This window comes from Acidilobus saccharovorans 345-15, from assembly GCF_000144915.1.
In the GTDB taxonomy this organism is placed as follows: Archaea; Thermoproteota; Thermoprotei_A; order Sulfolobales; family Acidilobaceae; genus Acidilobus; species Acidilobus saccharovorans.
The window spans coordinates 1,031,442-1,054,219 of the sequence record NC_014374.1 but is presented as its reverse complement, the minus strand read 5'-3'; the positions used below and the strand labels follow the sequence as shown (position 1 = coordinate 1,054,219).

The following is a 22,778-nucleotide window of genomic DNA, read 5'->3' as shown; positions in this document are numbered from 1 at the left end:
ACGGTCAGCGCCTAGTTAGAAAATTTTGGTATTCAGAAGCCTGCTAGGAGTGCAGGTTTTTCACCTCCAATTACTATCTAGGTAGCTGAGCATAGGTGTTACGTGGGTGTCAACCCAACGGCAGCCTGAGGAGTTAATGAAGCTGGCCTCGCAGTTTCTTACCGAGCTTGAGGCACCATTCGTGGGCAGGCACGAGGAGTCGCTAGTAATAACGCTGGCCCTCATGACGGGCGAGCACGTGGTGCTCATAGGGGAGCCAGGCACGGCTAAGAGCGCCATAGCAAGGAGGTCCGCTGACCTTCTTAATGCCAGGTTCTTCAAGTACCTCCTGACAAAGTTTACAGAGCCCAGTGAGCTCTTCGGACCACTTGACATAAAGTCGCTCAGGCAGGGAGTTTATAGGAGGATAACGGCTGGAAAGCTGCCGGAGGCTGAGATAGCGTTCCTGGACGAGATATTTAATGCCAACAGCGCCGTGCTCAACAGCATACTCAGCATAATGCAGGAAAGAGTCCTATATGACGGCTATACCGAGATAAAGGTACCGCTTTGGACCCTCGTAGGAGCGTCCAACAGGGTTCCCGAGGAGCCCGAACTCGAGGCCCTGTACGACAGGTTCCTCTTCAGGCAGAGCGTCAGGCCGCTGGATGAGGAGTCATGGGACAGCCTCCTTGATGCCGCGTGGAAGCTCGAAATGGGGATCTCGCAGTCAGCCCCTAAAGTTATGACAATGGATGACCTCAGGGCCATCAACAACCTCATGTTTAAGGTTGACCTAAGTCCCGTAAAGAGCAAGCTGATAAGGCTCTTCATGATTATGAATGAGAAGGAGCTTCACATAAGCGACAGGAGAAAGGGCAAGATATTGAAGGCCATAGCGGCCCACGCGATGCTCGAGGGCAGAATGCAGGCCACAGAGTCGGACCTCATAGTGCTCAGGTATACCGTGCCCAAGGACATAGACGATTTTGACAAGGTGAACACCATATTGGTGGAGGAGCTCAAGACCAAGGAGAGGATACTGCGCGAGCTTGACGAGATAGCTAACAACGTTAAGAACGCCGAGAAGTCAATAAAGGAGCTTGAGGCATTCGACCCAAGGCTCCTGGACATATACAAGAACTTAAAGGTAGCAAAAGGCAAGATACAAAGCCTCGTACAGGACGTCGAAGATGAGGAGGTCAGGAAGAAGGCTGAGGAGGTTGACGAGATGATAGAGAATCTGACGCAGGAAATCATGATAAAGTTAAACATGTGAAGAGTGAGGATGATGAGCGAGGACAAGGAGAGGAAAGATCGTGAGAAACGGCCCCCAATGAGCGTCCACCCAGAGGTAGGCTTAATAGATGAGATAAAACTTTACCGTGGGGAGAAGGTCCTCTCTGTAGCTAAGAAAATAGCAGAGAAGGACCTCGATCAGAGGATATCAGCGGCTCTGGCCGTCGACGTCTTTTACACGTACTACTTGCCTGTGCCTCTGATACCAGAGCAGAGCGAGACCGATGATAAGGACATGAGCTTCAGGAGATCTATAGTCTCATCTATGGTGAAGAGTGAGAGCCTTTGGAAGTCCAAGATCTACACTACGGCGGACACCCTAACTAGCATAGTAGCCTCTGCGTCATTCATAGAGAGGCTGAACAGGCTCCTTCCGCCTCCTGAGGGCTCAGGCGGAGGCAACAAGTCGCAGGAGCAGCAGGAACAGCAGGAGCAGGAGGGGCCTGAGTCAGGACCCCCTAACATCCAGGAGGCGGTTCAGAAGGCTGCCGAGGCCGCGATGAAGGACTCCGAGATGGCAAAGAAAATAAAGATGACGGCCGAGAGGCTAGGCGCGGGCAAGGGGAGCGTCTTCTCCCTTGAGAGCTCCGCCGAGCTGGTGTTAAGGCTTGCAAGGGAGACGGACGTCGCTAGGATACTTGAGAAAATTGAGGGCTTCAAGCTGCCCTCAGTAAAGGGCAGGAACACCACCAAGTTCTCTAAGGGCTGGGTCTCAGGGCTTGAGTACGGGGGCGACGTAGAGAGAATTCACTACAGCCAGCTCGCGCTCCCCGCTGACCTCTTTTATGCGGACCTGGCCAACGGCAAGCTGCTACTTTACGAGAAGGAGCTGCCAGCCTCCAGGGGGCCCATCTACGTGCTCCTTGATAAGAGCGGCAGCATGGTAGGCTCTAAGATAGACTGGGCCAGGGCAGTTGCCGTGGCCCTCTTCAAGAAATCCATGGACGAGGGTAGGACGTTTATAGTTAGGTTCTTCGATTCCATACCCTATAGCTCGATGGTAGTGAGAAGTAACTCAAAGCCCAACGACGTGTTAAGGCTGCTCTCTTATCTTGCAAGGGTGAAGGCCGGCGGAGGAACCGACATAACTAGGGCCGTCTCATCAGCGGTTGATGACATTGACAAGATGAAGTTGGGGGGCAAGGACAGGCCAAGCGACATAATATTGATTACTGACGGCGAGGACCGGCTTAGCCCTGAGGTCCTCCAGCGCATGTTAAAGAAGGTCAATGCACACCTCCACTCAGTCATGATACAGGGGCACAACACTTTCCTACAGCAGGTCTCGTACAGGTATCTGACGGTGCGCAAACTCGAGCGTAAGGAAGCCCTAGAAGTTATAGACTTCAGCTAAGGTGGGGAAACGCCATAGCTTTTTACAATATTGTCTATGTTGACCTTATATAGGAACTCCTCCGTGGCCAGGGAGTCCCTTAGCAACCCTACTTCAACCTCTGCAAGCGACCATGGAGTGACAGCACCGTTTAACATAACTCCCGGAAAGTCGCTTTCTACCATAAAGCCCCAGGCTTTCAAGGCGACGGCAGCCCTCAGTACCTCCTTCCTTCCGAAAACGGTGGCAGAGTACCCAAGGGAGGAGGCCGCGGGAATCATATCGGGACGGGCATGATGGAATATTATCTTGCTCGACGGTTTCACGTTGAGCCTCTTTATCACCTCATGTGTCAGGAGTACGGTGTCAGGGCCTATATCCTCCAAGTGAAGGTGAATTACGCAGTCCTCCTCAGAGCCAGCCTTAATGGCCTCCTCCATTAACAGCTCTGACACCAAAAGGCTGAGGGGCATCGCTTTATAATGCTGTCTCCCCACCTCTCCTATTCCATCAAGGAGACCATTCCTACATAGCGTCAACTCGTACTGCAGGACTTCTCTGCCAAGATTCAGGACTTCAGACGGCTTTAGCCCCATGGATAGAAGCTTATCAACGTCGCCAGGGTAGAAGCCGTCTATGCAGGCTACGGAAACTCCCTTAGAGCGCATTTCTGAGCAAGTTTTGACGTGTATATCCACGGACTTTAGATAGGCGTCCCTCAGGCTGGGGGGCATAGCGCCATAGTCCCAAGGCGATACTCCAACAAGGGCCACGAACCATCCATTAGCTTTACGGAAAGCCTCTGCAAACTCATTTGCGCTGAGGCCCCTGACAGCATTGATGTGTGAGTGAGCGTCAGCTATGGGTACCTTGGAGCTCTCGTTGGCACTCATATTCAAGGTACCTAAACTAGGTGCTGCTCCTGAAGTATTATGTTTAATAGCCTGCCCGGTGTAAACTTTTAGCGTGGCTTTAACCTTACATTAACAGCTAGCTCTGAAAATCTTTGGGTGAACTTAAGTGAGCTGCGACCCAAAGGAAGCCGCGGCGGCCGGTGCCGTCGAGGTTGCTAAAGAGTTCATTGCGCGTGCTTCCTTAGTAGGCATTGGCACAGGAACCACTGTTAAGGAGTTTCTCGTGAGAGCCTCCGGCCTGCTTAGGGGCAAGAGGGTGGTGAGCTCCAGCTTATCAACGGCCCTCTCCCTCAGCGGCGAAGGCGTGGACGTCATATATTACCCAGCCGGCGACGCCTTAATAGACGTTTACATAGACGGAGCCGACGAGGTCACGTTAAGCGGCGATATGATAAAGGGCCGGGGAGGGGCGCTGTTGGGAGAGAAAATGCTGGCATTCTTCAGCAGGATCAGCATATTTGTTGTGGGCGAGGACAAGCTTGTTGAAAAGCTGGGCTCCAGGGGACCCCTGCCGTTAGAGGTGGTCCCAGAGGCTTACCCTATGGTTGCCAGCGAGCTCAGGTCAATGGGATTTAAGGTGGTCCCCAGGGAGGGCAGCGGTAAGGTGGGTCCACTAATAAGTGACTGGAGGGGCATGATAGTTGACTTATACACAGGGCCCATAGAGGACCCAGGAGACTTTGACATGAAGCTGCATAATATACCTGGCATAGTCGACACAGGGCTCTTCCTTGGAATGGCAGACTATGTGGTGGTGGGCAGGAGGGACTGCAGGTATGAAGTTCTCAGGGTTACAAGGAAGACCAAGGCCTCCGCTCTACGACGCTGAGCAAGCCATAGAGTCTATGGCGCTGCTTAGGAGTTATCCTAAGTCATGGGAGTCCAGCATAACCGAGGAGGAGACTTCACAAAGGTACGTTAAAATTAGATCCGGAAGACTTGAGCTGTGGGTTTACATGGGTGCTCACGGTGACCACCTCATAGTTCCGGCAGCCCCCAGGGAGCGCACGTCCAGAAGCGCTGATGTGAAGCCGATATACTGCAGCTGTGAGGGATTTCAGAGGAGGTTGCTCAGCGAGGATGAGTTTGGGTGTACACATGTAATAGCGTTCAGTAAGGCTTTGAGGAGGGGCGGTAAGCCTCATAGCTTAGAAGGCCTGCCTATAGATGATATGCTTAAAATAGTGAATGAGGTGCTGACCTTAGGGCAGAGCGTCACCTTAAGGAGGATTTTATATAGCAATGTTCAAAAAAGCACTTCCTGAGGTTAGTGAACTACCATCCTGGCTATGATGACGGCTGCCGCTATTACGGCAGATATGATAACGAGTGAGGTAGGCGAGATCTCAATCTTAGACTTATAGTTCTCGTAGAAGGCCACGAGGCCAGCCGCGGCCAGTGGTCCTGATTCCTTCCTCTTCTTGCTGCTTGAGGCGCTCTTTTTCTTATCAGGCATAGGGCCTCGCGCCCTTAATGTTAGCCAGCGTTATTTAACCTAACTTGGGGCGAGCCCTTGGAGCTTAGGTGTGTTCAGAGGGCCATGAAGGACGAGTATTTCAACAGGGACAGCGAGAGGGGCCTCTTTCCAACTTTTGCGTGGTTTGTAGAAGAGGTTGGGGAGCTTGGCGAGGCCCTGTTGAAGAGGGATAAGTCAGGCATCTCGGAGGAGCTTGCAGATGTCATAGCGTGGGCCATAAGCATAGCTAATCTACTTGACATAGATGTCGAGGAGGCGCTGCGGGGCAAATATGGGCAAGAGCTTGCTAAGGCCGGCTGTTGCGAAGGCGTAAAGAGTTAACCATGTCATACAGCGAGCGCGGATCCTTCTCAACAAGGGTACCATTAACTATGCCATCAGCTCCAGCCTCGGCTATAGCTGCAGCGACCTCGGGCGAGTTAATGCCGCCGCCAACTATCAGGAGACCATCAAAGCCAGCCGAGTTAAGCACGGACTTAACAACCCTAACAGAGCTGGGCGGTATAGGCCGCGGGGCGCCGCTGCCAGCCTCGAGGTAGATTAGCGAGGCCCCCATCATAGCACTAGCCAGAGCGTAGGCGGCCAGTATGTCGCTCCTCTCGTAGGGTATAGGTCTAGCCCTGCCTATGTAGCCTGCGGCGCCGCCATAGCCAACTATTATGTAAGCGGTTGGGATGGGCTCTATGCCCATCCTTAACACTATGGGGGCCGCCTGGGCCTGAACCCCCGTAACATAATATGGGTCATCGCTGTTCATGAGAGTCATGAACAGTACGGCGTCAGCGTGTGGCGTTAAACCGTTGATGTTTCCAGGGAACAGTATTACAGGAAGCCCTGACTTCTTGACAGCCCTGACCACCTCCGAGAGTAGAGGCTCAAAGATACCTAAGGAGCCCCCTATTAGAATCGCCGTGGAGCCCGCGTCCGCCGCTGTCATCGCTATTCTTTCGGCCTCCTCGGGCGAGGTCTTCTCAGGGTCTATGAGGGTCAGGTGTATCTTACCCTTCTCATCCCTCTCTGAGAGCAGCATCCTTAGGACCTTTCCTATCTTCAAAGCTCCCTTCCTCTGAGTCGGCTTGAGAGATTAAGTAGTTCCTAAATTTTAAATGTTATTCCTCCTCTCCCTCCTCGCTACCCTCCTCCTCGCCTTCGCTATCCTCCTCAGATGTTGGACGCGAGCATTCGTCTAGGCGGTTTTCATAGGCTAGGTCAGATATTTTGTTATACACGTCAACCTTGTCAAGAGTTATCGGGACCCTGAGCTCGCAGTACAGGTGGCATGTACCACATCTAGCTATCGCTAGCTTCTCATTAGCTGAGTCCAACTTTTTGAAGTCCACAGTCAGCGTCATAGCGCCGCAGCGAGGGCACTGGAAGTACCTTGAAGGCTTCCTCACTCTTTTGACTTGTTTAATTCTTCTCTTCCTCCTCCTCGCCACCCTAGCCACCCGCCTAGCCTTGCTCTTTGACAAAGTTAAATAGCTCGCTGAAGCTAAACCTCTTCACATGTAAGATAGTTGAACCCCATAAGGTAGTGGATCCCTTCTGGGCTTCAACGACCTGGCGTAAACGGGGTGGTTCTCCTGGCTAAAACAAATGGTGCGGCGGCCGGGACTCGAACCCGGGACCTCCGGCGTGGCAGGCCGGCGTCCTAGTCCAAGCTAGACTACCGCCGCACCAGTTGAGTAACCTATAGCTCCCCTTTTTTAAGCTAGCTTCTATCTTAGTGCGCGGTGAGAGTATTGCCCCTAAAGCCTTTCGAATGGACTTACAGCTGCACAAAGGTGCACTTCGGACCCAGCTCCGAGGAGTCGCTGAGAAGCTACGTTAAAGGCGTCAGGAAGGTCATTATAGTAACAGGTAGGATTGCGGCCAAGGCCAGCGGAGCGCTCGATGACGTCATTGCCATATTGAGGGATAACGGAGTAGAATATTCTATATTTGACAGGGTTGTGGCCAACCCACCTTCATCACTTGCAGATGAGCTGGCGAAGTACGTTAAGGACTTCGGGGCTGAGGCCCTAATAGCGATAGGCGGAGGAAGTACAATAGACACCGCTAAGGTAGCCTCGGCCATAGTTGCTAATGGCGGCACGGCCTTGGATTACCTTTACGGCAAGCGGCGCGCCCAGACATGTTTACCAGTTTACGCGGTGAACCTAACTCACGGAACTGGGTCCGAGGTAAACCGCTACGCCAATATGACTGACGTCACCAGGGGCGACAAGCTTGGCAACGAGGTCTGCTACCCTAAGGCGGCCTTTGACGATCCAAGGTACACCATCTCTATGCCCATGGAGCAGGTGCTTTGTACTACTTTCGACGCGCTCTACCACGCTTATGAGGCTGCCACAACAGTCGGAAGCTCGCCGCTGGTCTGGGCTTTGGCCGAGGAGTCTATAAGGAGGATTGTTGAGAACTTGCCCCTGGCAGTGGCTAACCCTAAGGATGAGTCGCCCAGGTACTGGCTCATGTACTCATCAATGATATCGGGCGTCGCTATAGACCTCAGCCCGACAAACATAGTACACCAGATAGAGAACATATTGAGTGGCCTAGTGCCATCGCTGCCCCACGGGTGCGGCCTGGCGATAATAGGGCCCGCCTTGGCGCCGATAATACATTCCGCCTCCCCTGATATATCTACAAGGCTTCTGAGAATACTGGAGCCCTCTGGGAACATAACGGCGGAAACCGCCGGCAATATACTTGAAAAGTTCGCGGAGTCCGTCGGGTTTAACAGGAGGCTAGGCTACTATGGCATAGGTAGGGACATAGTGAGGGAGGCCGTAAGGAGGGCCTTCAGTAATCCAATAGTAGCTGAGAGGCTTAGGACTAGGCTTGGAAGGGTAAACCTTGACGAGCAAAAGTTGACGGAGCTCCTAACGTCTATGATTTAGCCTTTAACGTAGTCCTTTCCTATGAGCTCCCTCGCCACTATGTACCTCATTATGTTCTGCGTCCCCTCAGCTCCCACGAAGTACGACAGCACGCCCAGGAGGTTCCTGAACACGTTAGCCTCCTCAGTGTAGGCCAGCGCGCCGTAGGTCTTCATTAGGACCTCAGCAGCATTTAGGGCAGTCTCAACGGCCTCTATCTTGGCGGCGGAGGCCCAGTAGTCAAGGTCATGAGGTCTTAGGCCCGCCTCCTTCTTTATGTAAATTCTGTCAGCCACCTGTGCGGCCTTGTAGACGAGTAGCCTGGCAGCCTCCAGCTTTGAGGCCACCTCAGCTATTGGGAAGCTGACGCCCTGGTAGGAGGCTATGGGCTTGTCACCAAAGAGTTTACGCTCCCTGGCATAGCTGATTGCGGTCTCCAAGGCCCACTGGGCAGCACCTATGTTAGCCGCGCTGACGAGAACCCTGGCCAGCGAGAAGCCCTCCATGGCTATGTAGAACCCCCTTCCCTCCTGGCCGATCACGTATCTGCTCTCCACAGGGGTTCCGTTGAACTTGAGAGTACCCGTTGATATGGCGTGCCTTCCTATGGTATTGAGTATCGAGTACTCAAAGCCTTCTGGCCTCTTACCTCTGTAGTTGCCTATGAAGGCAAATCCTGTGAGGGCCCTGTGGCCAGGCTCGGGCGAGGTGCGGGCTATCAGGTACCAGGAGCCCAGGTCTAGCTGTTCTATGGCTTCCCTGACGCCGCTTATGTAAACTTTCTCCCCTGAAACCCTGTAGATGCCATTGGCGTCCTTAACAGCTGACGTTCGCTCCCCTGCAACGTCGCTGCCGCCGGTCGGTTCCGTGGAGGCTATGCCAAAGAACGCCCTGCCTCTGCCCACTAGGGGCAGTATCTCCTGTTTCACCTCCTCGTTACCGTAAAGGTAAAGTATGTATGGCCACGCATTGTTAAGCAGTGTAAAGACAGCCGTGGCCACGGCAGGGTCATTGTAAGCCACCTCCTCAACAGCCAACGCTGCCAGCAGGAAGCTGCCTCCCTGCCCCCCGTACTGCTCCGGCACCGGGATTGCAAAGAGGCCCTGCTCACCCATTCTATGGATAAGGTCCGTAGGTATCATTTTCTTGGCGTCCATGTCGCTCCATATAGGTGCCAGTTCCTTGGAGAGGAACTCGTGGACCGACTGCTTAAACAGCTTCTCATCCTGAGATAGCTCGAAGTCCAACGCATTCACCGGGGTAGCCTAGGAGAGGAAAATATTAAGTGTTGCCAAGTTGGCTGCCTGTAACACATCTACGTAACTGCCCGTTATTTTAACTACCTCTAATCCCCTTAATGCAATCAAGTAGGCCGGTGCCGTGTGCCGTCGTCAGCGGCTTCTGATAAACCGTGAATTTTACGTGCTCTGCTGTTGCCTCTAATGATGTAGAAGGGGGCGCCGCCGTGAAGTCTACGAGCAGTCGCGAGGTGGAGGAAGGCGCCCAGTGAAGCCCCCATGTCCTCGAGGGGAGTGGCAGGTGAGCCGCTCCCGTAGACTGCGCGGGGAGCAGGACAGGAGTGACGAGGCCGAGCGACTAACAGTCATTAAAGGTGACCGTTAGTCACGACGAAGGCCGAACCCTAGTCACCTTCACCGCAGTTAGAAAGTATCGAGGTTATCATGTCGTTGCATTCCTTTACCAGCGCTGCGGCAGTCTCCGATCCATGATTGGAGGCTTCAAGGAGACCCCTAACGGTCTTGCAGAGAAGGTCCTCATATTTAAGGCCAAACTTTTTCAGCGTGATCTCGCTCACTGCCAAGGATGTAGTCCTTATGAAAGGAAGGTAATCATCGCTGACTATCGCCCTAACATAGATGCCTGTAGAGTTAATGATGACTTCACGTCCCTTACCTATATCAATTGATACCTCGTGATCCCCTGGGGGAGGCGCTAGACATAGTATGAGCTCAAGGCCCTCTTTACCGTGGCAGCGGCAGCTCATCATTTATCCAAGTCAGAGCTTCCCTGGTAGACTTTAAAAGTGAGTCAGCACTACCCAGTGCAAGGTGTAAATATTGAGCTCCCCGCTCAGCAAACTTGAAGAGATATCAAGGACGTCCAGGAAAGGGGCCGCGTCACTGCAAGTGTCTTCCATGATATCTGAAATCATGGAGCTTAACAGCGCTGTGGACCAGGTAGCAAGATATGTGGAGTGCCTGGCATCGGCCAAAGGAGGCTGCACTCAGCTCAACGAGGCCTCTCTCTGCTCCGCCAGCTGTGGCGAGACCTTCTACATGAACGACGCTGGCCTGCTTAAGATATGGAAGGTGGGCAGCAACGCTCTATCAATAGTTAGGGGATCCGACACCTTCCTTGTGAGCACAAAGAACTTCAGCGTCCAAATAGATCAGACTTCCTACAGGGCCAGGCTCTGGAGCTCTACAATAAGCGGTCAGCTCACCCAGGAGCAGCTCGCTAAGGACTCCCAGTTAATCCTCCAGGCCATAAGGAAGCTTCTGCCAAAGGTGAAGACCTTAGCGGGTTCCCTAAGTCAATGCGCCCGTTCCCAGGGTATTAAGTGCTAGACCTTGAGGCTTTACTAAGATAAGCCTTTTATTACTATGGGCCGAGGATGCACCGGGTTAATGATGGCTAGGGTAGGCGTCATAGGCCTAGGTGTTATGGGTTATAGGGTAGCGGCTAACCTGGCCAAGGCTGGCCTCCTCGCCGGAGTTTACAACAGGACAAGGGCCAGGGCCGAGGACTTTCGCAGGTCGTATCCCCAGGTCGAGGTATTCGCGACGCCATCAGATCTCGCAGATAGGGTAGACTACATAATTACCGTGCTCTCTGACGATAATGCTGTAAGTGCCGTGGTCGGCAACCTGCTGCCCCACCTCAGAGGCAAGGTGCTCATAGATATGTCAACCATATCCCCCACCACCAGCGTCTCGTTGGCTAAAGAGGTTAGTAACGTCGGAGGGGTGATGTTTGATGCGCCCATGATGGGCACGTCTGTAGACGTCGAGCAGAAGAGGATCACCGTTCTTGTAGGAGGGCCGAAGGATCGCTATGCGGAGGTCGAGCCTATACTGAGCGCCACCAGCGGCAGGGTAGTTTACGTGGGGCCTAACGGCATGGGGCTTTACATGAAGTTGGCCGGAAACATGATATTTGCCATATTTATGAACGGCCTCGCGGAGGCGATAAACTTCGCCTTGAGGGCAGGGCTCTCGCCAGACCAGATAATAGATCTATTTCTTAACATCAGCGGCACCAGGTCGCCCAGCAGCTCGCTTAAGGTGCCTAAAATGCTGAACTCTGATTACAGCGTGCAGTTCGCCCTTAAGCACATGAGGAAGGACACAGAGATTATGATCAGGGAGGCGCAGAAGCTGGGAGTGCCGGTGCCCCTGACATCCCTAGCATCCAATATGTTTAGGATGTCCGAGGGGCTAGGACTAGGGGACTTTGACGTCTCAGCGATAGCCGAGTTCTACAGAAAGCTCTCCCAACAACGTTAGCCGCGGCCCCTTCCTAGCCTTTCATGTGCCTTTGCGAGCTCCCCAGTAACCTGGGAAGCCAGGAGGTTGAGCTCGCCGGCCAAGGCGACGGCCGCGACTATTTCTGCCAGCTTAAGTGCGTTAACTCCTGGGGGGTTCCCGCCGCCGGCCACTCCCAGGAGCTCCAGGGCCTCCCGCTGTGTTGGAAGCCAGGTGCCGCCGCCGACGGTGCCTACCTCAAGGCTGGGAAGGGTAACCGATATGTAGAGGTCGTTGCCCCTGACCTCGGTCCAAGTGTAGGCCATGCTGCTTTCAACGACTTGCGCCACATCTTGGCCTGTGGCTATGAATATCGCCGCTATTATGTTGGCAACATGGCCATTAAAGCTGGGGCTTCCAGCCACCGCGTTGCCAAGAAGGTTCTTTGATTTGTTTATGAAGTCCACGCTCTCCGGCGTAGTCCTCATGAGGTCCCTTAGCACGTCGCCCTTGACTATGGCCTCTGAGACCACGTACTTGCCTCTTCCCAAAAGCCTGTTTATGCTGCTTGGCTTCTTATCACTGCACAGGTTGCCACTGACGCTGAGACAGCGATGCTCACCCTTGTAGTGCTCATCTATATAGCTACAGAGCAAATCGGATGCTATGGTTGCGATGTTCATACCCATGGCGTCACCCGTCCTGAACACGAACCTCGGCCACAGGATGTTACCTACGATGTAAGTCTGCACATCAACGAGCTCGCCATGGCGGGTGACCTTCTTAACCTCCTCCCTTAAGGCGCCTATGTTACCCTTTATCCAGGACGCCAGGGACTGGGCTTCGACTACGCTCGGAGTCCATATTATTGGCGCCCTTGTCATGCCATCATATAAAACCTTCGACCTGGCGCCTCCGCTCATAGTTACTGCCTTGACACCTCTATTAACTCCAGCTACAAGCGCCCCCTCAGTAGTGGCCATAGGTACATAGAATTCCCCTCTTGCATAGTCTCCCTGCACTTTGAGGGGCCCAACAACGCCAAGAGGTATCTGTGCCGCGCCTATGGGGTTCTCTATATTATGCCCAACAACCCCAACGAAGTCTATGACTGTTGACGCTATGGAGGTCAGCCTCACGTTGTACTTTCTTTCAAGGAACAGCCTTCTGACGAGGGCCGCTAAGTTAGGGTTACCAAGAAAGGAGTCAAGCTTGCTGAAGCTGAGCTCCCCGGACTCGAGCTTGGAAAGGGCCTCTTCAACTTTGGAGCTCAGCTCCTCGTTAGACATCAGGTACACCCATGGAGGGCCTGAACTTCAGTGCATAGTATATTAGTCCTGCTTCCCTGTCTACCCTGGTCCTCCTCAACACGGCCTCAACCTCTAGGCCTTTCTTGAGCTTTGAAGGGTCAGTGACGTCGGTTAGCTCAGCCACGACCTTAGCGGCTCCAAGGTCTATTAGCCCCACGTACACCGGCGAGTACTCTTTGGCGCCCTCAGGAATAGCATAGACTGCAGTGTATGAAATTAGCCTGCCCCTCTTTGGCAGGTCCACGAGCTCTAGGTCGCGGCTGCCGCAGTATGGGCATGCCTGCCTTGGAGGGAAGTGCACGCGGCCGCAGGCCTTGCACTTGGCCCCCTGGAGCCTGTAAAGGGAGAGCTTCATCCTCCAGTACCTAGGAACCGAGAGATCCATGGACATCTCACTCCACCCCCTCCACAAGCGCAACATAAGAGTTGGAGCCCACGCCGTTGATTGAGACAGCCAGTCCCTTCCTTGCCCCCCTCACCTGCAGTCCTGGGAACTTGCCGGCGACCTGCAGGGCTACCTCGGCCACCTGGTAGACGCCGGTGGCCCCTATGGGGTGCCCCCTAGCCTTGAGGCCTCCGCTGGGGTTCACCACTGGCCCCTCACCACCCGCGGAGAACCTGCCATTGGCAACTAGCTCTGCAGCCTTGCCGCGGGGCGCTAATCCTATGGTTTCGAGGGTGAGCAGCCCCATTATAGTAAACGAGTCGTGGAGCTCTATAACGTCAACGCCATCAGTTGATGCGATGTTCTGAAGCCTCCTGTAGGCCTCGGCCAGGCTGTCTATTATGAGTGGGTCGTCCGCCAGCTCCAGGGATCCAAGGCCTGAGGCTGACTCAACGGCGGTTATTTTGGCCATTGGGCTCTTGGACGAGTCCTTGCTGGAGAGCAGCAGGGCCGCTGCGCCGTCGCCTAAGGGGTAGCTGTCGAGCAGAGTTATGGGGTCTGCCATAACCTGCGACTTGGACACCCTATCCGGCTTTATGGCGAAGTTAAGCATTGCATAGGGGTTCTCCTTGGCGTTGTTATGCATTAGTGCGGGCCAGTAGGATAACAGGTCGCGGTCGACGTTGTATGTGTCCATGTAAATTCTAGTAAGCATGGCAGCGTCAGCAGCGAAGCCCACGTTATAGAAGGACCTACTGTTGGCGTCAAATACCATTTGCAGATGTCTGTAAGTCTTTGAGCTCTGGAACTCCGTAACCTTTTCAACGCCCACGACTAAAACTTTGTCAGCTACGTTGGACTCTATTAGAGAGTGCGCCACGGCAACTGCAGCTAAACCTGAGGCTTCGCCAGCCTCCACCTTCAGGGCTCTGACGCCCCTGAGCCCTAAACTTAGGGCGATGTAGCCCCCAAGGTCGAGCTGCTCGTCCTGCACACTGCTGAGCGCGTTAGACACAACTATGTAGTCTATTCCCGAGGCGCCTCCAGCCTGGTCAATTGCGTTGAAGGCCGCCTCCGCAGCCAGCTGATAGAGGTCCTTCTCATAATGCCTCTCAACCTTTACCATTCCAACGCCTTCTATGTACGAGGCCATAGTCTCACCCCCTACTTAATTGTAAAGATGATGCCCCTGCTCTTTGAGTAGAAGCCGTAGTCGATCACCACCTTGCGTGCAAGATACTGTTCAACGGTGGGTGCCAGGGCCTTCCTCTCCTCGATGGAGTCCGTGACCACTATAGAATACGCGTCGCTGCCGGCGCCGCTGCCAAAGGGCGCCAGGAGTATCCTGTCCCCTGGCTTAGCTTTATCGAGTACCTTCGCAAGGCCTAGAAGCGCGCTGGCATTGTAAGTGTTCCCTATCATAGGCGTCACCAGGCCTTCCTTGAGCTGATCCATAGTAAAGCCCAGGTCTGTGCCAACCTTAACTGGGAACTTGCCGTTGGGCTGATGGAATATGGCATATTTGAAGTCGTTGGGCCTCAGGCCGGTCCTCTCGAAGAGGGCCTTAACGGCATTCTCTATATGATAGAAGTAGGCCGGTTCGCCTGTGAAACCCTCGCCGTGAAGGGGGTAGGGCTCCTGAGCCCTCCTCCAGAAGTCAGGGGTGTCCGTCACAAAGGTAACGGAGTCCTCAATTATGGCCGCTGAGCCCCTCTCGGGGCCTATAACAAAGGCCGCGGCGCCGCTTGCAGCTGTGAACTCCAACACGTCGCCTGGATTTGCCTGCGCTGTGTCGCTGCCAATCACAAGGCCATACTTTATGAGGCCTGAGGCGACCATCCCTTGCAGGGCTCTCATGCCCTCGCTCGCGGCCCTGCAGGCGAACTCAAGGTCGCTTGCCATAGTATATGGAGTTATACCAAGGGCCTCGGCAATTATGGTGGCGCTGGGCTTGACAGCGTATGGTTTGGACTCCGTTCCAAAGAACACTGACTGTATTTCGCTGGGCTTTATTTGAGCCCTGGCTATGGCGTTCCTGGCCGCCTCATAACCCATTGTAGTGGAGTCCTCGTCGGGGCCAGCAACAGCCTTCTCCTCCACGGCCAGCCCCTTATACTGCTCTGGGTGCCAGCCCCAGATCCTCGCTATCTCACTCATGGGAAGCCTATAGGCTGGGATGTAAGCCCCCCAGCCATGTATGCCCGCTCTAGGTCCTGACACGAATAGCACCGTGGGACCCTTGCCCTACGGGTTAAAAAGCATATAGACACTTGACCGTAGCTCTATAGACAGCTGTCTAAACAGGCTTTCTCATAAAGATTCTTAAGCGGGTCTCCTTGCTCTATGCCTCCTGGCTGTGGGCCCGTAGCTCAGCCAGGTAGAGCGGCGGGCTCTTAACCCGTAGGCCGCGACGCCTAGCCGCGGGCGGAAGTCCCGGGTTCGAATCCCGGCGGGCCCGCCACAGCCCTGAAGGGCTCCTTGACTTCGCAACATCTACTTTAGGCCTCGGCCTGCAGCGTTTCAAAACGCTTTGGAGTAATGAAATTCTCACAAGGGCAGGCGCTTTTTAAGAGAGTTCATAGCAGAGGGGAGGGCTTAGTGTACAGCTACTGGGAGGAGATGGCAATAGCGGCAGCTATGGGAGCGGAGCACGCCGCGGAGCCAGATCACATAGTTGCTATGAGGTTGATGAGATCTCGTAGAGACGTGCTCTACTTTGGTGCGCTTCACGGGATCGGGTTTCTTCTGCTCTCGGTTCCCTTAGCTCTTGCTGTTATAGAGGCTGGCCTGAGGCTGGGCTTCATAAGCGTTATCGAGATAATAGGGTATATGGTTGGTATGATATTTGCGGTGATGTTGCTCTACTCATCATTGATGGGCAAAGAAATGGAGATATCAGCTAGTGGAAGCGGTCTGGCTCAGGGAGCATTAGCGATAACTCCATCGAAGCTGCTGGTGCTAGTTATGGCAATAGCTTCAGGAACTTATGAAGGCGCGTTCATCCTGTTAGCGTTCTCCGCCGCGTCCTCGCTAGTCATGCCAGCCATAGGAACGCTGGCTTCTAAGGTGCCCGCAAATCTAGCCAAGATCTTAGATTCATTGTTGGGCGTTGCAACTCTGTTGTTCTTTTTAGCGCTTCTCATTAAGATTTTCTAGTGGTTTACCGCTCTGGAGCTCAGGCGACTAACGGGCGCATCACGACAGATGGTCCCACTACTATTAAAGGAAACCTTTAATAATACTTTTAAAGTTCTTTAGCATAGCTCCTTAATTTATTTTAAGTTGCTCCAATAACACTTAATAGCTTAGGTTGAAAACAATACAGCACGAGACCAAGGGAGGTGTGTGGTAGATGTCCAAGCTCCCGGCTGTAAAGGTAAAGGATCCAACTACGGGCAAGGAGGTAGAGCTCTCGCCCATAAAGGTCTGGACTCTGGCGCCTAAGACTAGGAAGGGCGTCAAGATAGGCCTCTTCAAGAGCCCTGAGAGCGGCAAGTTCTTCAGGGCTAAGGTCCCTGACGACTACCCAGCTAAGTAACTGGCTGGACGTTAGGGACAAATGCAGAAGTTAATAAAACGTTTTCTTTTGTTTTTGACTCTGTTCGTTAAGCGTCGTTCTGCTGCGTGTTGGCATTTAGAACATTTATTATTACCTGAACAAGGTGTTGTGGCTTTGTATACCACTTATCATAAGTGTACTTCTGTCCCCTGAACGTCAGCTCCACGTTGTCGTCGGCGTCACGGATGCTCATGAGCTCAGAGCCCTCGCGAGTTATCGAGAGGGCGTTCTTACCCTTGTTCTCGACCTTTATGTTGTACTTGCCGGCGTCCTTAGAGAGCATCTCTCTGACCTGAGAGAGGTACTCGCTCATTTAGGTTCACCTAGGGGCTCAGATTTAAGCAGCCTTATAACCTTTTTGTTATATGTGTCCCTAAATTTAACTCATTTAATATTAGGGTTTAAACTATCTATCAGGGACACTTGATGGTCTCAGCGAATGACGTGAAGCAAGTTCTGGTTGTTGGAGCTGGCACGATGGGTCATGGAATAGCTGAAGTCTTTGCCATAGCGGGTTATAATGTTTTCTTAGCGGATGTAAATAGGCAGATACTTGACTCGGCAATGGACAAAATTAGGTGGAGCCTCTCGAAACTGGCCGAGAAGGGGCAGCTGAAGGAAAGCGTAGACTCCGTGATGTCAAGAATAACAGCTGTTATAAGCGTCAACCCTGACGGGAGTTTCAGTAATGACTTGGCTGCCGTCGCCTCGCAGGCAGACATGATGATAGAGGCTATAACCGAGAAGCTTGACGCGAAGCAGGCGTTATTCAGGTTTGTAGATCAACACAGGAAGGGCAAGATTATAATGGCCACCAATACCAGCAGCCTGCCCATAACTGAGATAGCGTCAGCTACATCGTCGCCGGAGCTGGTGGTGGGTATGCACTTCTTCAACCCGCCACCATTGATGCCATTAATAGAGATCATAAAGGGGGAGAGGACCTCTGATGACGTAGTCCAGAGCGTCGTGGACCTTGCTAAGAGGATAGGGAAGCAGCCGGTGGTCGTCAATAAGGACGTGCCGGGCTTTATAGTTAATAGGATACTGGCAAGGTTCCTCAACACCGCCTGCTGGCTAGTGGCCAAGGGCAGGGCCTCGGTGCTGGAGGTCGACTCAACGGTCAGGTTCTCCCTGGGATTCCCAATGGGGGCCTTCGAGCTGGCGGACTACAGTGGCATAGACGTCTTCTACCTGATAGCTGTAGCTATGACCCAGAGGGGGTTCAAGCAGACTCCATGCCCGCTCTTCGAACAGATGTATAAGGCTAACACCCTTGGCATGAAGACCGGCAAGGGCTTCTACGAGTACCCCAAGCCTGGAGCCTACGTGAGGCCCCAGATACCTAAGGACCTAGCAGGCAAGGTGGATCCAGTGACGCTCATAGCCAGCGCTGTGAATGAGGCCGCCTGGCTGCTTGAGAACGGCATAGCTACAAAAGAAGACATAGATAAGGCTGTCAAGCTGGGGCTTGGGTGGCCTAAAGGTGTCTTTGAGCTGGCGGACCAGTACGGCATAGATTCCATAGTTGCCACGCTTAACCAGCTGAAGCAGGACATAGGCCCCGAGTACTCTCCCGAGCCCCTGCTCACGCAGATGGTCTCCCAGGGGACCCTGGGAGTCAAGACCGGCAAGGGCTTCTACGAGTATGGCCACTACGAGGAGGTGGCCAAGAGCACCCTTATAGTAAGGTACGAGAAGCCCATAGCGTGGATAATACTCAACAGGCCAAACAAGCTGAACGCAATTAATGTTGACATGATTAACGAGCTGTCCCAGACGCTCGATGAAATAGAGCAGAACCCAGACGTCAGAGTGGTCATATTAACAGGTTCAGGCAGAGCGTTCAGCGCCGGGGCCGACATAACCGGCTTTGCAGGAATAACTCCCATACAGGCCGCCATATTTTCAAGGAAGTTCCAGGAGCTCACGCTTAAGATGGAATACTACACGAAGCCCATCATTGTAGCCATAAACGGTTACACCCTGGGAGGCGGCCTTGAGATAGCAATGAGCGGGGACATAAGGATAGCCGCGGAGACCGCAATGCTTGGCCAGCCTGAGATAAACTTAGGCTTCATACCTGGCGCGGGCGGAACCCAGAGGCTTCCCAGGCTGGTTGGAAGGAGCTCAGCAAAACTGCTGATATTCACCGGCGACATGGTGTCCGCCAAGGATGCCAAGGAACTGGGATTAGTTGACTACGTGGTGCCACCAGAAAGACTTGAACAGGAGGCCAGGAGCCTCGCGCTTAAGCTTGCGGAGAAGCCCCCGTTAGCTCTGCTGGCCGCTAAGCTAGCCGTAGAAATGGGCCTTGAGTCCAACATATGGGCTGGCCTGGCCCTTGAGTCCCAGCTCTTCGGCCTGCTTTTCAGCACTAAAGACGTCGTTGAGGGGGTTTCGGCGTTTCTGGAAAAGAGGAAGCCATTATTTAAAGGGGAGTGAGCCTTTCCATTAAAACTATGACATAAAAACTATATTTTAATGGCGTTGCTGACTTGAGACAAAGCCTAACTCTCCTTTTAGTGGTCACGCCTTGATACTGGGCCAGCATTTCGTTTAAAAGGAGGCCGCGCATCTATTTAGATGGCCGGGTGAGGCAGCCGGGTCGTCTAGCGGCCCAGGATGCGGGGCCTTGGACCTCAAAGGGAGGACCCCCCGTGACCGGGGTTCGAATCCCCGCCCGGCTACCAACTTTTCATATAAGCTGTACCTTGACGTTCATGGAGTTGAGCTCATCTATTAATGCTTTTCTTACGGATGAGCTAGCTCCCTTCTTTTCTATCAAAGCAGAGCGGGCGCCGTTAGGAAGCGATTTCTCTACTGCCTGTCTCAGGGCTCCAGGGGCCAGCTCGCCTAGGACGTGCTTTGAAAGTATGTGGCCCATGCACACCTCTGACGAGAGCTCAAGCTCCGTGAACCTTGCTGGGTAGTGGGTGGAACCAAGCCCTAGGACTGGGCTACATCCCTGAATAGCGTTAGAGGACTGTAAAACGTCTGCCACAGCGTTAGCCATGGCCTTTAGGGCCAGCTCGTCGTTCCACTCTTTAGCCGTGCTGCCAATTTCTATAAAGGCAAGCGGCTTCCTGTTAGTGGTAGGGCCGTGGTGAGTTGCCTCAAGAGATATGGCGTAAGCCTCCAGCAGGCCCAGCTCCCTGGCATGGTAGTAGTACCTCTGTAGAAGAGGCTTAGCCAGGTGGGCCGGCGCGAAGGAAAGCTCGGCCGGCCTGCCCCCAAACAGGGCCTTAGCTGTCGGGTTTCCCGTGAAATGCACCGTGAGCGACTTCTTACCGCTCTCAGACTCATGCCTTGATAGAACTATTGCAGCGTCTGCGCTGGGCTCAGGCGTCTTGTCAAGGAACTCGAACTCCGTCTGATCGACATCAAAGCCCGCTATCACCGCGTTCTCAGCCTTATAACAAATGGAAGCTGCAGGGCACGCTGCGGGCTTGGCATTGATGAGGTTTATCAAAATTTCCGATGCCCTGACGCCTACAGGGTCCTTTAATGAGAACACAACTGAGAGCATGCGCGGCGCCTTCTTAGATGAGGGAATTGTACAGCATAAAAATAAGGTTTTCCCATAGTCTACTACGTTGGGCGGAACTGCTAATGAGCGCGTCAAAGGTCACTTTTAACATAATATATGAAGAACCAAGTCTAATCATTAGAGGGCTTGAGGCCATAAGGAGGGGCTTAGAGAGAGCCAACTGCATAATGACGGTTGGCCCCTCATGGATTGTGGCCTCATGCAGGGGTACCTTTGTTAAAGTCCTTGCACTCCTTCCTGAGGGCATAGGGGAACCTTTGAGGTCTCATAGCTCCATAACGGTGACTGTAGAAGGTGAGCCTGGCGAGTTAGTCGCGATCTCTGGGTTGATTCTTGAGATAGGCAAGTCAACAGGTGGCGGCGTCCTGCTCTCTCAGGAATAATAAACCTTTAAGGAGGTCCTCACGGGGGTGAAGTGGTTCCTAAGTACACCGCTTTAAATCCTAGCCCTTAATATAGATTGTTCGGTGAACGCTTTGAGTAGAATAGTGATTATAGGTTCTGGGGCCGCCGGAATGTCGGCGGCTTCGAGGGCTAAAAGGCTTAAGCCTTCGAATGACGTGATAGTTATAGACTCTAGCAGGTGGGTAAGTTTTGCGTTCTGCGGGCTGCCTTACCTAGTTGGCGGTGAGGTTAAGGATCTCGATGAGCTACTATATTATCCTCCAAGCGAGTTTACTAAGAGGGGGATAGATCTTAGGCTCAACAAGACAGTTATTGAGGTTGACCCTGACTCTAAGAAGCTTATATATGTGGATAACAGCACTGGAACTAAGGAAAGCCTTGAGTGGGACAAGCTTGTTCTAGCCACAGGCGCTAGGTCCAAGGCGCCTAAGCTTTGGCCTGAGATAAGGGGGGCCAGGAACGTGTTCTATATAGTGCACATGGAGTCAGGCCAACAGATAAGGGACTACGCAAGGTCCCTGGGACCGGGCAAGAGGGCTGTAGTCATAGGTGCTGGCTATCTAGGCCTAGAGATGGCCGACAACTTGGCCAAGCTGGGGCTTAAAGTCACAATAATAGAGGCCCTGGGACAGGTGGCCCCAAGGATGCTCGACCCTGAGCTGGCTAAGATTGTAGAGGACAACATAAGGTCTAAGGGCGTGGAGGTGGTAACTGGCGCGGCCGTTGAAAGATTCAATATAATAAATAACACGGCCACCGAGGTCGTCACAAGTAAGGGCACTTATCAGGGCGATATGTTTGTTGTTGGTGTCGGCATAGAGCCTAACAACGAGCTAGCCAAGCAGCTAGGCCTTAAACTCGGCCAGAGCGGCGGCATCATAATTGATGAGAGAACCCTTACCAGCAATCCTGACGTCTACGCAGCTGGTGACGTAACTGAGCATAAGGACCTTGTAACTGGACAGCTGGTCTGGAGGCCTTTTGCTCAGATAGCTAACAAGATGGGGCACGTCACTGGCAGTAACCTGGGAGGCGTGGACTCGGTATTCCTTGGAAGCGTTGGTACCTCTGCTTTTAAGGTATTTGACGTCGTAGCGGCGAGGACGGGCTTAAGCGCGTCCGAAGCCTCTAAGGTCGGCTTTAAGCCAGTGGAGGTGTCCCTGGAGGCCGGCACAAAGGCCCACTACATACCAGGGGGTAGCAAGATATCACTTAAAGTGGTGGCTGACGAAAAGACTGGGAGACTGCTTGGCGCACAGGCAGTGGGCTTTGACGAGACCGCCTTCTGGAGGATAAATGTAGTGGCCTCGCTGCTGACTAGGGGAGGCACCGTGTGGGATCTGTTCAACGCAGATTATGGTTATCAGCCTCTGCTATCGCCCGTGTGGGATCCCTTGGTAATAGCGGCCAGACTTCTCATGAGGACCTTTGGTGAGAGGCCATGGTAAAGCATTGCGTAGGTTAAGATATTCCTTGGCTGGCAGTAGACTTAACAGAAGCCTTTACTGCCATTGTCTGCTGTAGCTTCTAATGCTGTTCTTTTCTAAATGCCATATTAAAAGGCATTGGTCTAAGAATTTATGATAAAAAGGACTAATGGCGCATTCAGTGTAAGTCTTAGGCGATATAAGGAACCATGTCCGTACGGCGAAGATCCACGCACGGCAGTTAACGTTAACTCGTGATCTTAATAAGGCACTGATCATAAAGTGAATTTGGATCTATTACTCGGGCACTTCTATGGTTACTGTCACCTCTGAACCATCCGTTAGGTTTAGGAGATCTCTAAGTTTAATCTCTGCTACGAGTTCTATAACATCATTCTTATACACAGTTATTTCAGGTCTCACTATGAACACTTTAATCGTGTAGTTTAGGAGCGCAGGATAAGCTAGTACTCTTCCAAGTCTCATGCCAGGGACCAGAGGAGGATCTATCATTATGGGGTCTGCCCTGTTTAATGCGGTAGCGAGCGCGCTTACGTAAGGCTCCTCCACTTTAAGGTTAAGGGTCCCCGGAAAGGGAGAAAAACCCAAAGCCTTCCTTATGTTCTTTGCATATAGGTTGACGAAGAACTCGCCTTCGCCTAGGCCGCTGAACACTTTAGCTTTAATGTCTACCTTCAACTTCTCATCACAGTAAAGAGGGAAGGTCTCAATAATTTTTAAAGTCCCTTGGAACATGCTTCACCTAAGGTGCCATT

General features: G+C 53.0%; 26 protein-coding genes and 3 tRNA genes. 15 read left to right on the top strand and 14 right to left on the bottom strand.

Features of this window, described 5'->3' with window-relative positions; translation table 11 throughout:
• Positions 1 to 136: 136 nt before the first annotated feature.
• Both ASAC_RS05325 and ASAC_RS05320 read left to right on the top strand, forming a co-directional pair.
• Complete coding sequence (locus tag ASAC_RS05325; protein ID WP_048812837.1) at positions 137 to 1,258, top strand: AAA family ATPase; 1,122 nt, start codon at positions 137 to 139, stop codon at positions 1,256 to 1,258.
• Positions 1,259 to 1,270: 12 nt separating this feature from the next.
• Positions 1,271 to 2,632 carry a vWA domain-containing protein gene (locus ASAC_RS05320; RefSeq protein ID WP_048813012.1) on the top strand — a complete coding sequence of 454 codons (1,362 nt, stop codon included), beginning with the start codon at positions 1,271 to 1,273 and terminating at the stop codon, positions 2,630 to 2,632.
• Here ASAC_RS05320 and ASAC_RS05315 read toward each other — a convergent pair.
• Positions 2,629 to 3,504, bottom strand: coding sequence for a TatD family hydrolase (locus ASAC_RS05315; protein WP_013266967.1), 876 nt, complete (start codon positions 3,502 to 3,504; stop codon positions 2,629 to 2,631). The two genes, ASAC_RS05320 and ASAC_RS05315, sit on opposite strands and share 4 nt — an antisense overlap.
• A gap of 127 nt (positions 3,505 to 3,631) precedes the next feature.
• On the opposite strand from ASAC_RS05315, the gene rpiA reads away from it, so the two are divergent.
• On the top strand, positions 3,632 to 4,354 hold the full coding sequence (rpiA, locus tag ASAC_RS05310; protein WP_013266966.1) for a ribose 5-phosphate isomerase A: 723 nt from the start codon (positions 3,632 to 3,634) through the stop codon (positions 4,352 to 4,354).
• Positions 4,302 to 4,790, top strand: a complete 489-nt coding sequence (locus tag ASAC_RS05305) for a hypothetical protein (RefSeq protein ID WP_148217174.1) — start codon at positions 4,302 to 4,304, stop codon at positions 4,788 to 4,790. Before rpiA ends, ASAC_RS05305 begins: the two co-directional genes overlap by 53 nt.
• 2 nt (positions 4,791 to 4,792) lie before the next feature.
• Here the strand turns inward: ASAC_RS05305 and ASAC_RS05300 are convergent, their stop codons facing one another.
• On the bottom strand, positions 4,793 to 4,981 hold the full coding sequence (locus ASAC_RS05300; protein ID WP_013266964.1) for a preprotein translocase subunit Sec61beta: 189 nt from the start codon (positions 4,979 to 4,981) through the stop codon (positions 4,793 to 4,795).
• A gap of 57 nt (positions 4,982 to 5,038) precedes the next feature.
• Here ASAC_RS05300 and ASAC_RS05295 point away from each other — a divergent pair, with 57 nt between their 5' ends.
• On the top strand, positions 5,039 to 5,323 hold the full coding sequence (locus ASAC_RS05295) for a MazG nucleotide pyrophosphohydrolase domain-containing protein (RefSeq protein ID WP_013266963.1): 285 nt from the start codon (positions 5,039 to 5,041) through the stop codon (positions 5,321 to 5,323).
• On the opposite strand, the gene ASAC_RS05290 is transcribed toward ASAC_RS05295, so the two are convergent.
• The 3 genes from ASAC_RS05290 to ASAC_RS05280 form a co-directional block, all read right to left on the bottom strand.
• Entirely contained in the window at positions 5,289 to 6,056 is a 768-nt protein-coding gene (locus tag ASAC_RS05290) for a phosphoglycerol geranylgeranyltransferase (RefSeq protein ID WP_013266962.1), read from the bottom strand. The genes ASAC_RS05295 and ASAC_RS05290 overlap by 35 nt on opposite strands.
• A gap of 55 nt (positions 6,057 to 6,111) precedes the next feature.
• Positions 6,112 to 6,441 (bottom strand): Zn ribbon-containing protein, encoded by a 330-nt coding sequence (locus ASAC_RS05285; RefSeq protein ID WP_048813010.1) that lies wholly within the window; start codon positions 6,439 to 6,441, stop codon positions 6,112 to 6,114.
• Positions 6,442 to 6,599: 158 nt separating this feature from the next.
• Positions 6,600 to 6,678 (bottom strand) — tRNA-Gly (locus ASAC_RS05280).
• A gap of 57 nt (positions 6,679 to 6,735) precedes the next feature.
• Between ASAC_RS05280 and ASAC_RS05275 the strand changes: the two genes are divergently transcribed.
• Entirely contained in the window at positions 6,736 to 7,902 is a 1,167-nt protein-coding gene (locus ASAC_RS05275) for an iron-containing alcohol dehydrogenase (RefSeq protein ID WP_013266960.1), read from the top strand.
• On the opposite strand, the gene ASAC_RS05270 is transcribed toward ASAC_RS05275, so the two are convergent.
• Together ASAC_RS05270 and ASAC_RS05265 are read right to left on the bottom strand one after the other, a co-directional pair.
• Positions 7,899 to 9,137 carry an acyl-CoA dehydrogenase family protein gene (locus ASAC_RS05270; RefSeq protein WP_148217172.1) on the bottom strand — a complete coding sequence of 413 codons (1,239 nt, stop codon included), beginning with the start codon at positions 9,135 to 9,137 and terminating at the stop codon, positions 7,899 to 7,901. The two genes, ASAC_RS05275 and ASAC_RS05270, sit on opposite strands and share 4 nt — an antisense overlap.
• A gap of 386 nt (positions 9,138 to 9,523) precedes the next feature.
• Positions 9,524 to 9,886 (bottom strand): hypothetical protein, encoded by a 363-nt coding sequence (locus ASAC_RS05265; RefSeq protein ID WP_148217171.1) that lies wholly within the window; start codon positions 9,884 to 9,886, stop codon positions 9,524 to 9,526.
• A gap of 73 nt (positions 9,887 to 9,959) precedes the next feature.
• Here ASAC_RS05265 and ASAC_RS05260 point away from each other — a divergent pair, with 73 nt between their 5' ends.
• Positions 9,960 to 10,469, top strand: a complete 510-nt coding sequence (locus tag ASAC_RS05260; RefSeq protein ID WP_013266957.1) for a hypothetical protein — start codon at positions 9,960 to 9,962, stop codon at positions 10,467 to 10,469.
• Positions 10,470 to 10,529: 60 nt separating this feature from the next.
• Positions 10,530 to 11,408, top strand: coding sequence for an NAD(P)-dependent oxidoreductase (locus ASAC_RS05255; protein ID WP_013266956.1), 879 nt, complete (start codon positions 10,530 to 10,532; stop codon positions 11,406 to 11,408).
• On the opposite strand, the gene hmgA is transcribed toward ASAC_RS05255, so the two are convergent.
• The 4 genes from hmgA to ASAC_RS05235 are packed head-to-tail and all read right to left on the bottom strand — an operon-like array spanning position 11,405 to position 15,281.
• Positions 11,405 to 12,655, bottom strand: a complete 1,251-nt coding sequence (gene hmgA, locus ASAC_RS05250) for a hydroxymethylglutaryl-CoA reductase (NADPH) (protein WP_048813009.1) — start codon at positions 12,653 to 12,655, stop codon at positions 11,405 to 11,407. The two genes, ASAC_RS05255 and hmgA, sit on opposite strands and share 4 nt — an antisense overlap.
• Entirely contained in the window at positions 12,648 to 13,067 is a 420-nt protein-coding gene (locus ASAC_RS05245) for a Zn-ribbon domain-containing OB-fold protein (protein ID WP_013266954.1), read from the bottom strand. The genes hmgA and ASAC_RS05245 overlap by 8 nt, the downstream gene beginning before the upstream one ends.
• Position 13,068: 1 nt before the next feature.
• Positions 13,069 to 14,214, bottom strand: coding sequence for a thiolase family protein (locus ASAC_RS05240; protein WP_013266953.1), 1,146 nt, complete (start codon positions 14,212 to 14,214; stop codon positions 13,069 to 13,071).
• Between the two features lie 11 nt (positions 14,215 to 14,225).
• On the bottom strand, positions 14,226 to 15,281 hold the full coding sequence (locus ASAC_RS05235) for a hydroxymethylglutaryl-CoA synthase (RefSeq protein WP_013266952.1): 1,056 nt from the start codon (positions 15,279 to 15,281) through the stop codon (positions 14,226 to 14,228).
• A gap of 138 nt (positions 15,282 to 15,419) precedes the next feature.
• On the opposite strand from ASAC_RS05235, the gene ASAC_RS05230 reads away from it, so the two are divergent.
• The 3 genes from ASAC_RS05230 to ASAC_RS05220 all read left to right on the top strand — a co-directional run bounded on the left by ASAC_RS05230 (position 15,420) and on the right by ASAC_RS05220 (position 16,599).
• Positions 15,420 to 15,522, top strand: a tRNA-Lys gene (locus ASAC_RS05230).
• Between the two features lie 137 nt (positions 15,523 to 15,659).
• A complete protein-coding gene (locus ASAC_RS05225; RefSeq protein WP_148217169.1) occupies positions 15,660 to 16,217 on the top strand; it encodes a hypothetical protein in 558 nt (185 codons plus the stop codon).
• Between the two features lie 196 nt (positions 16,218 to 16,413).
• Complete coding sequence (locus ASAC_RS05220; protein WP_013266950.1) at positions 16,414 to 16,599, top strand: chromatin protein Cren7; 186 nt, start codon at positions 16,414 to 16,416, stop codon at positions 16,597 to 16,599.
• Between the two features lie 67 nt (positions 16,600 to 16,666).
• Here ASAC_RS05220 and ASAC_RS05215 read toward each other — a convergent pair whose 3' ends face one another.
• Complete coding sequence (locus ASAC_RS05215) at positions 16,667 to 16,933, bottom strand: hypothetical protein (RefSeq protein WP_013266949.1); 267 nt, start codon at positions 16,931 to 16,933, stop codon at positions 16,667 to 16,669.
• Positions 16,934 to 17,046: 113 nt separating this feature from the next.
• Between ASAC_RS05215 and ASAC_RS05210 the strand changes: the two genes are divergently transcribed.
• Positions 17,047 to 19,065 carry a 3-hydroxyacyl-CoA dehydrogenase/enoyl-CoA hydratase family protein gene (locus ASAC_RS05210; RefSeq protein WP_013266948.1) on the top strand — a complete coding sequence of 673 codons (2,019 nt, stop codon included), beginning with the start codon at positions 17,047 to 17,049 and terminating at the stop codon, positions 19,063 to 19,065.
• 156 nt (positions 19,066 to 19,221) lie between these two features.
• Positions 19,222 to 19,313: transfer RNA gene (locus ASAC_RS05205), tRNA-Gln, on the top strand.
• 5 nt (positions 19,314 to 19,318) lie between these two features.
• Here ASAC_RS05205 and ASAC_RS05200 read toward each other — a convergent pair.
• Positions 19,319 to 20,149: a D-aminoacyl-tRNA deacylase gene (locus tag ASAC_RS05200; protein ID WP_013266947.1), complete on the bottom strand. Its 831-nt coding sequence runs from the start codon at positions 20,147 to 20,149 to the stop codon at positions 19,319 to 19,321.
• 26 nt (positions 20,150 to 20,175) lie between these two features.
• On the opposite strand from ASAC_RS05200, the gene ASAC_RS05195 reads away from it, so the two are divergent.
• Together ASAC_RS05195 and ASAC_RS05190 are read left to right on the top strand one after the other, a co-directional pair.
• Positions 20,176 to 20,553, top strand: a complete 378-nt coding sequence (locus ASAC_RS05195; RefSeq protein ID WP_158303793.1) for a hypothetical protein — start codon at positions 20,176 to 20,178, stop codon at positions 20,551 to 20,553.
• 84 nt (positions 20,554 to 20,637) lie between these two features.
• Positions 20,638 to 22,023, top strand: coding sequence for an FAD-dependent oxidoreductase (locus ASAC_RS05190; RefSeq protein WP_013266945.1), 1,386 nt, complete (start codon positions 20,638 to 20,640; stop codon positions 22,021 to 22,023).
• 276 nt (positions 22,024 to 22,299) lie between these two features.
• On the opposite strand, the gene ASAC_RS05185 is transcribed toward ASAC_RS05190, so the two are convergent.
• Positions 22,300 to 22,758 carry a DUF120 domain-containing protein gene (locus ASAC_RS05185; protein ID WP_013266944.1) on the bottom strand — a complete coding sequence of 153 codons (459 nt, stop codon included), beginning with the start codon at positions 22,756 to 22,758 and terminating at the stop codon, positions 22,300 to 22,302.
• Positions 22,759 to 22,778: the final 20 nt, after the last annotated feature.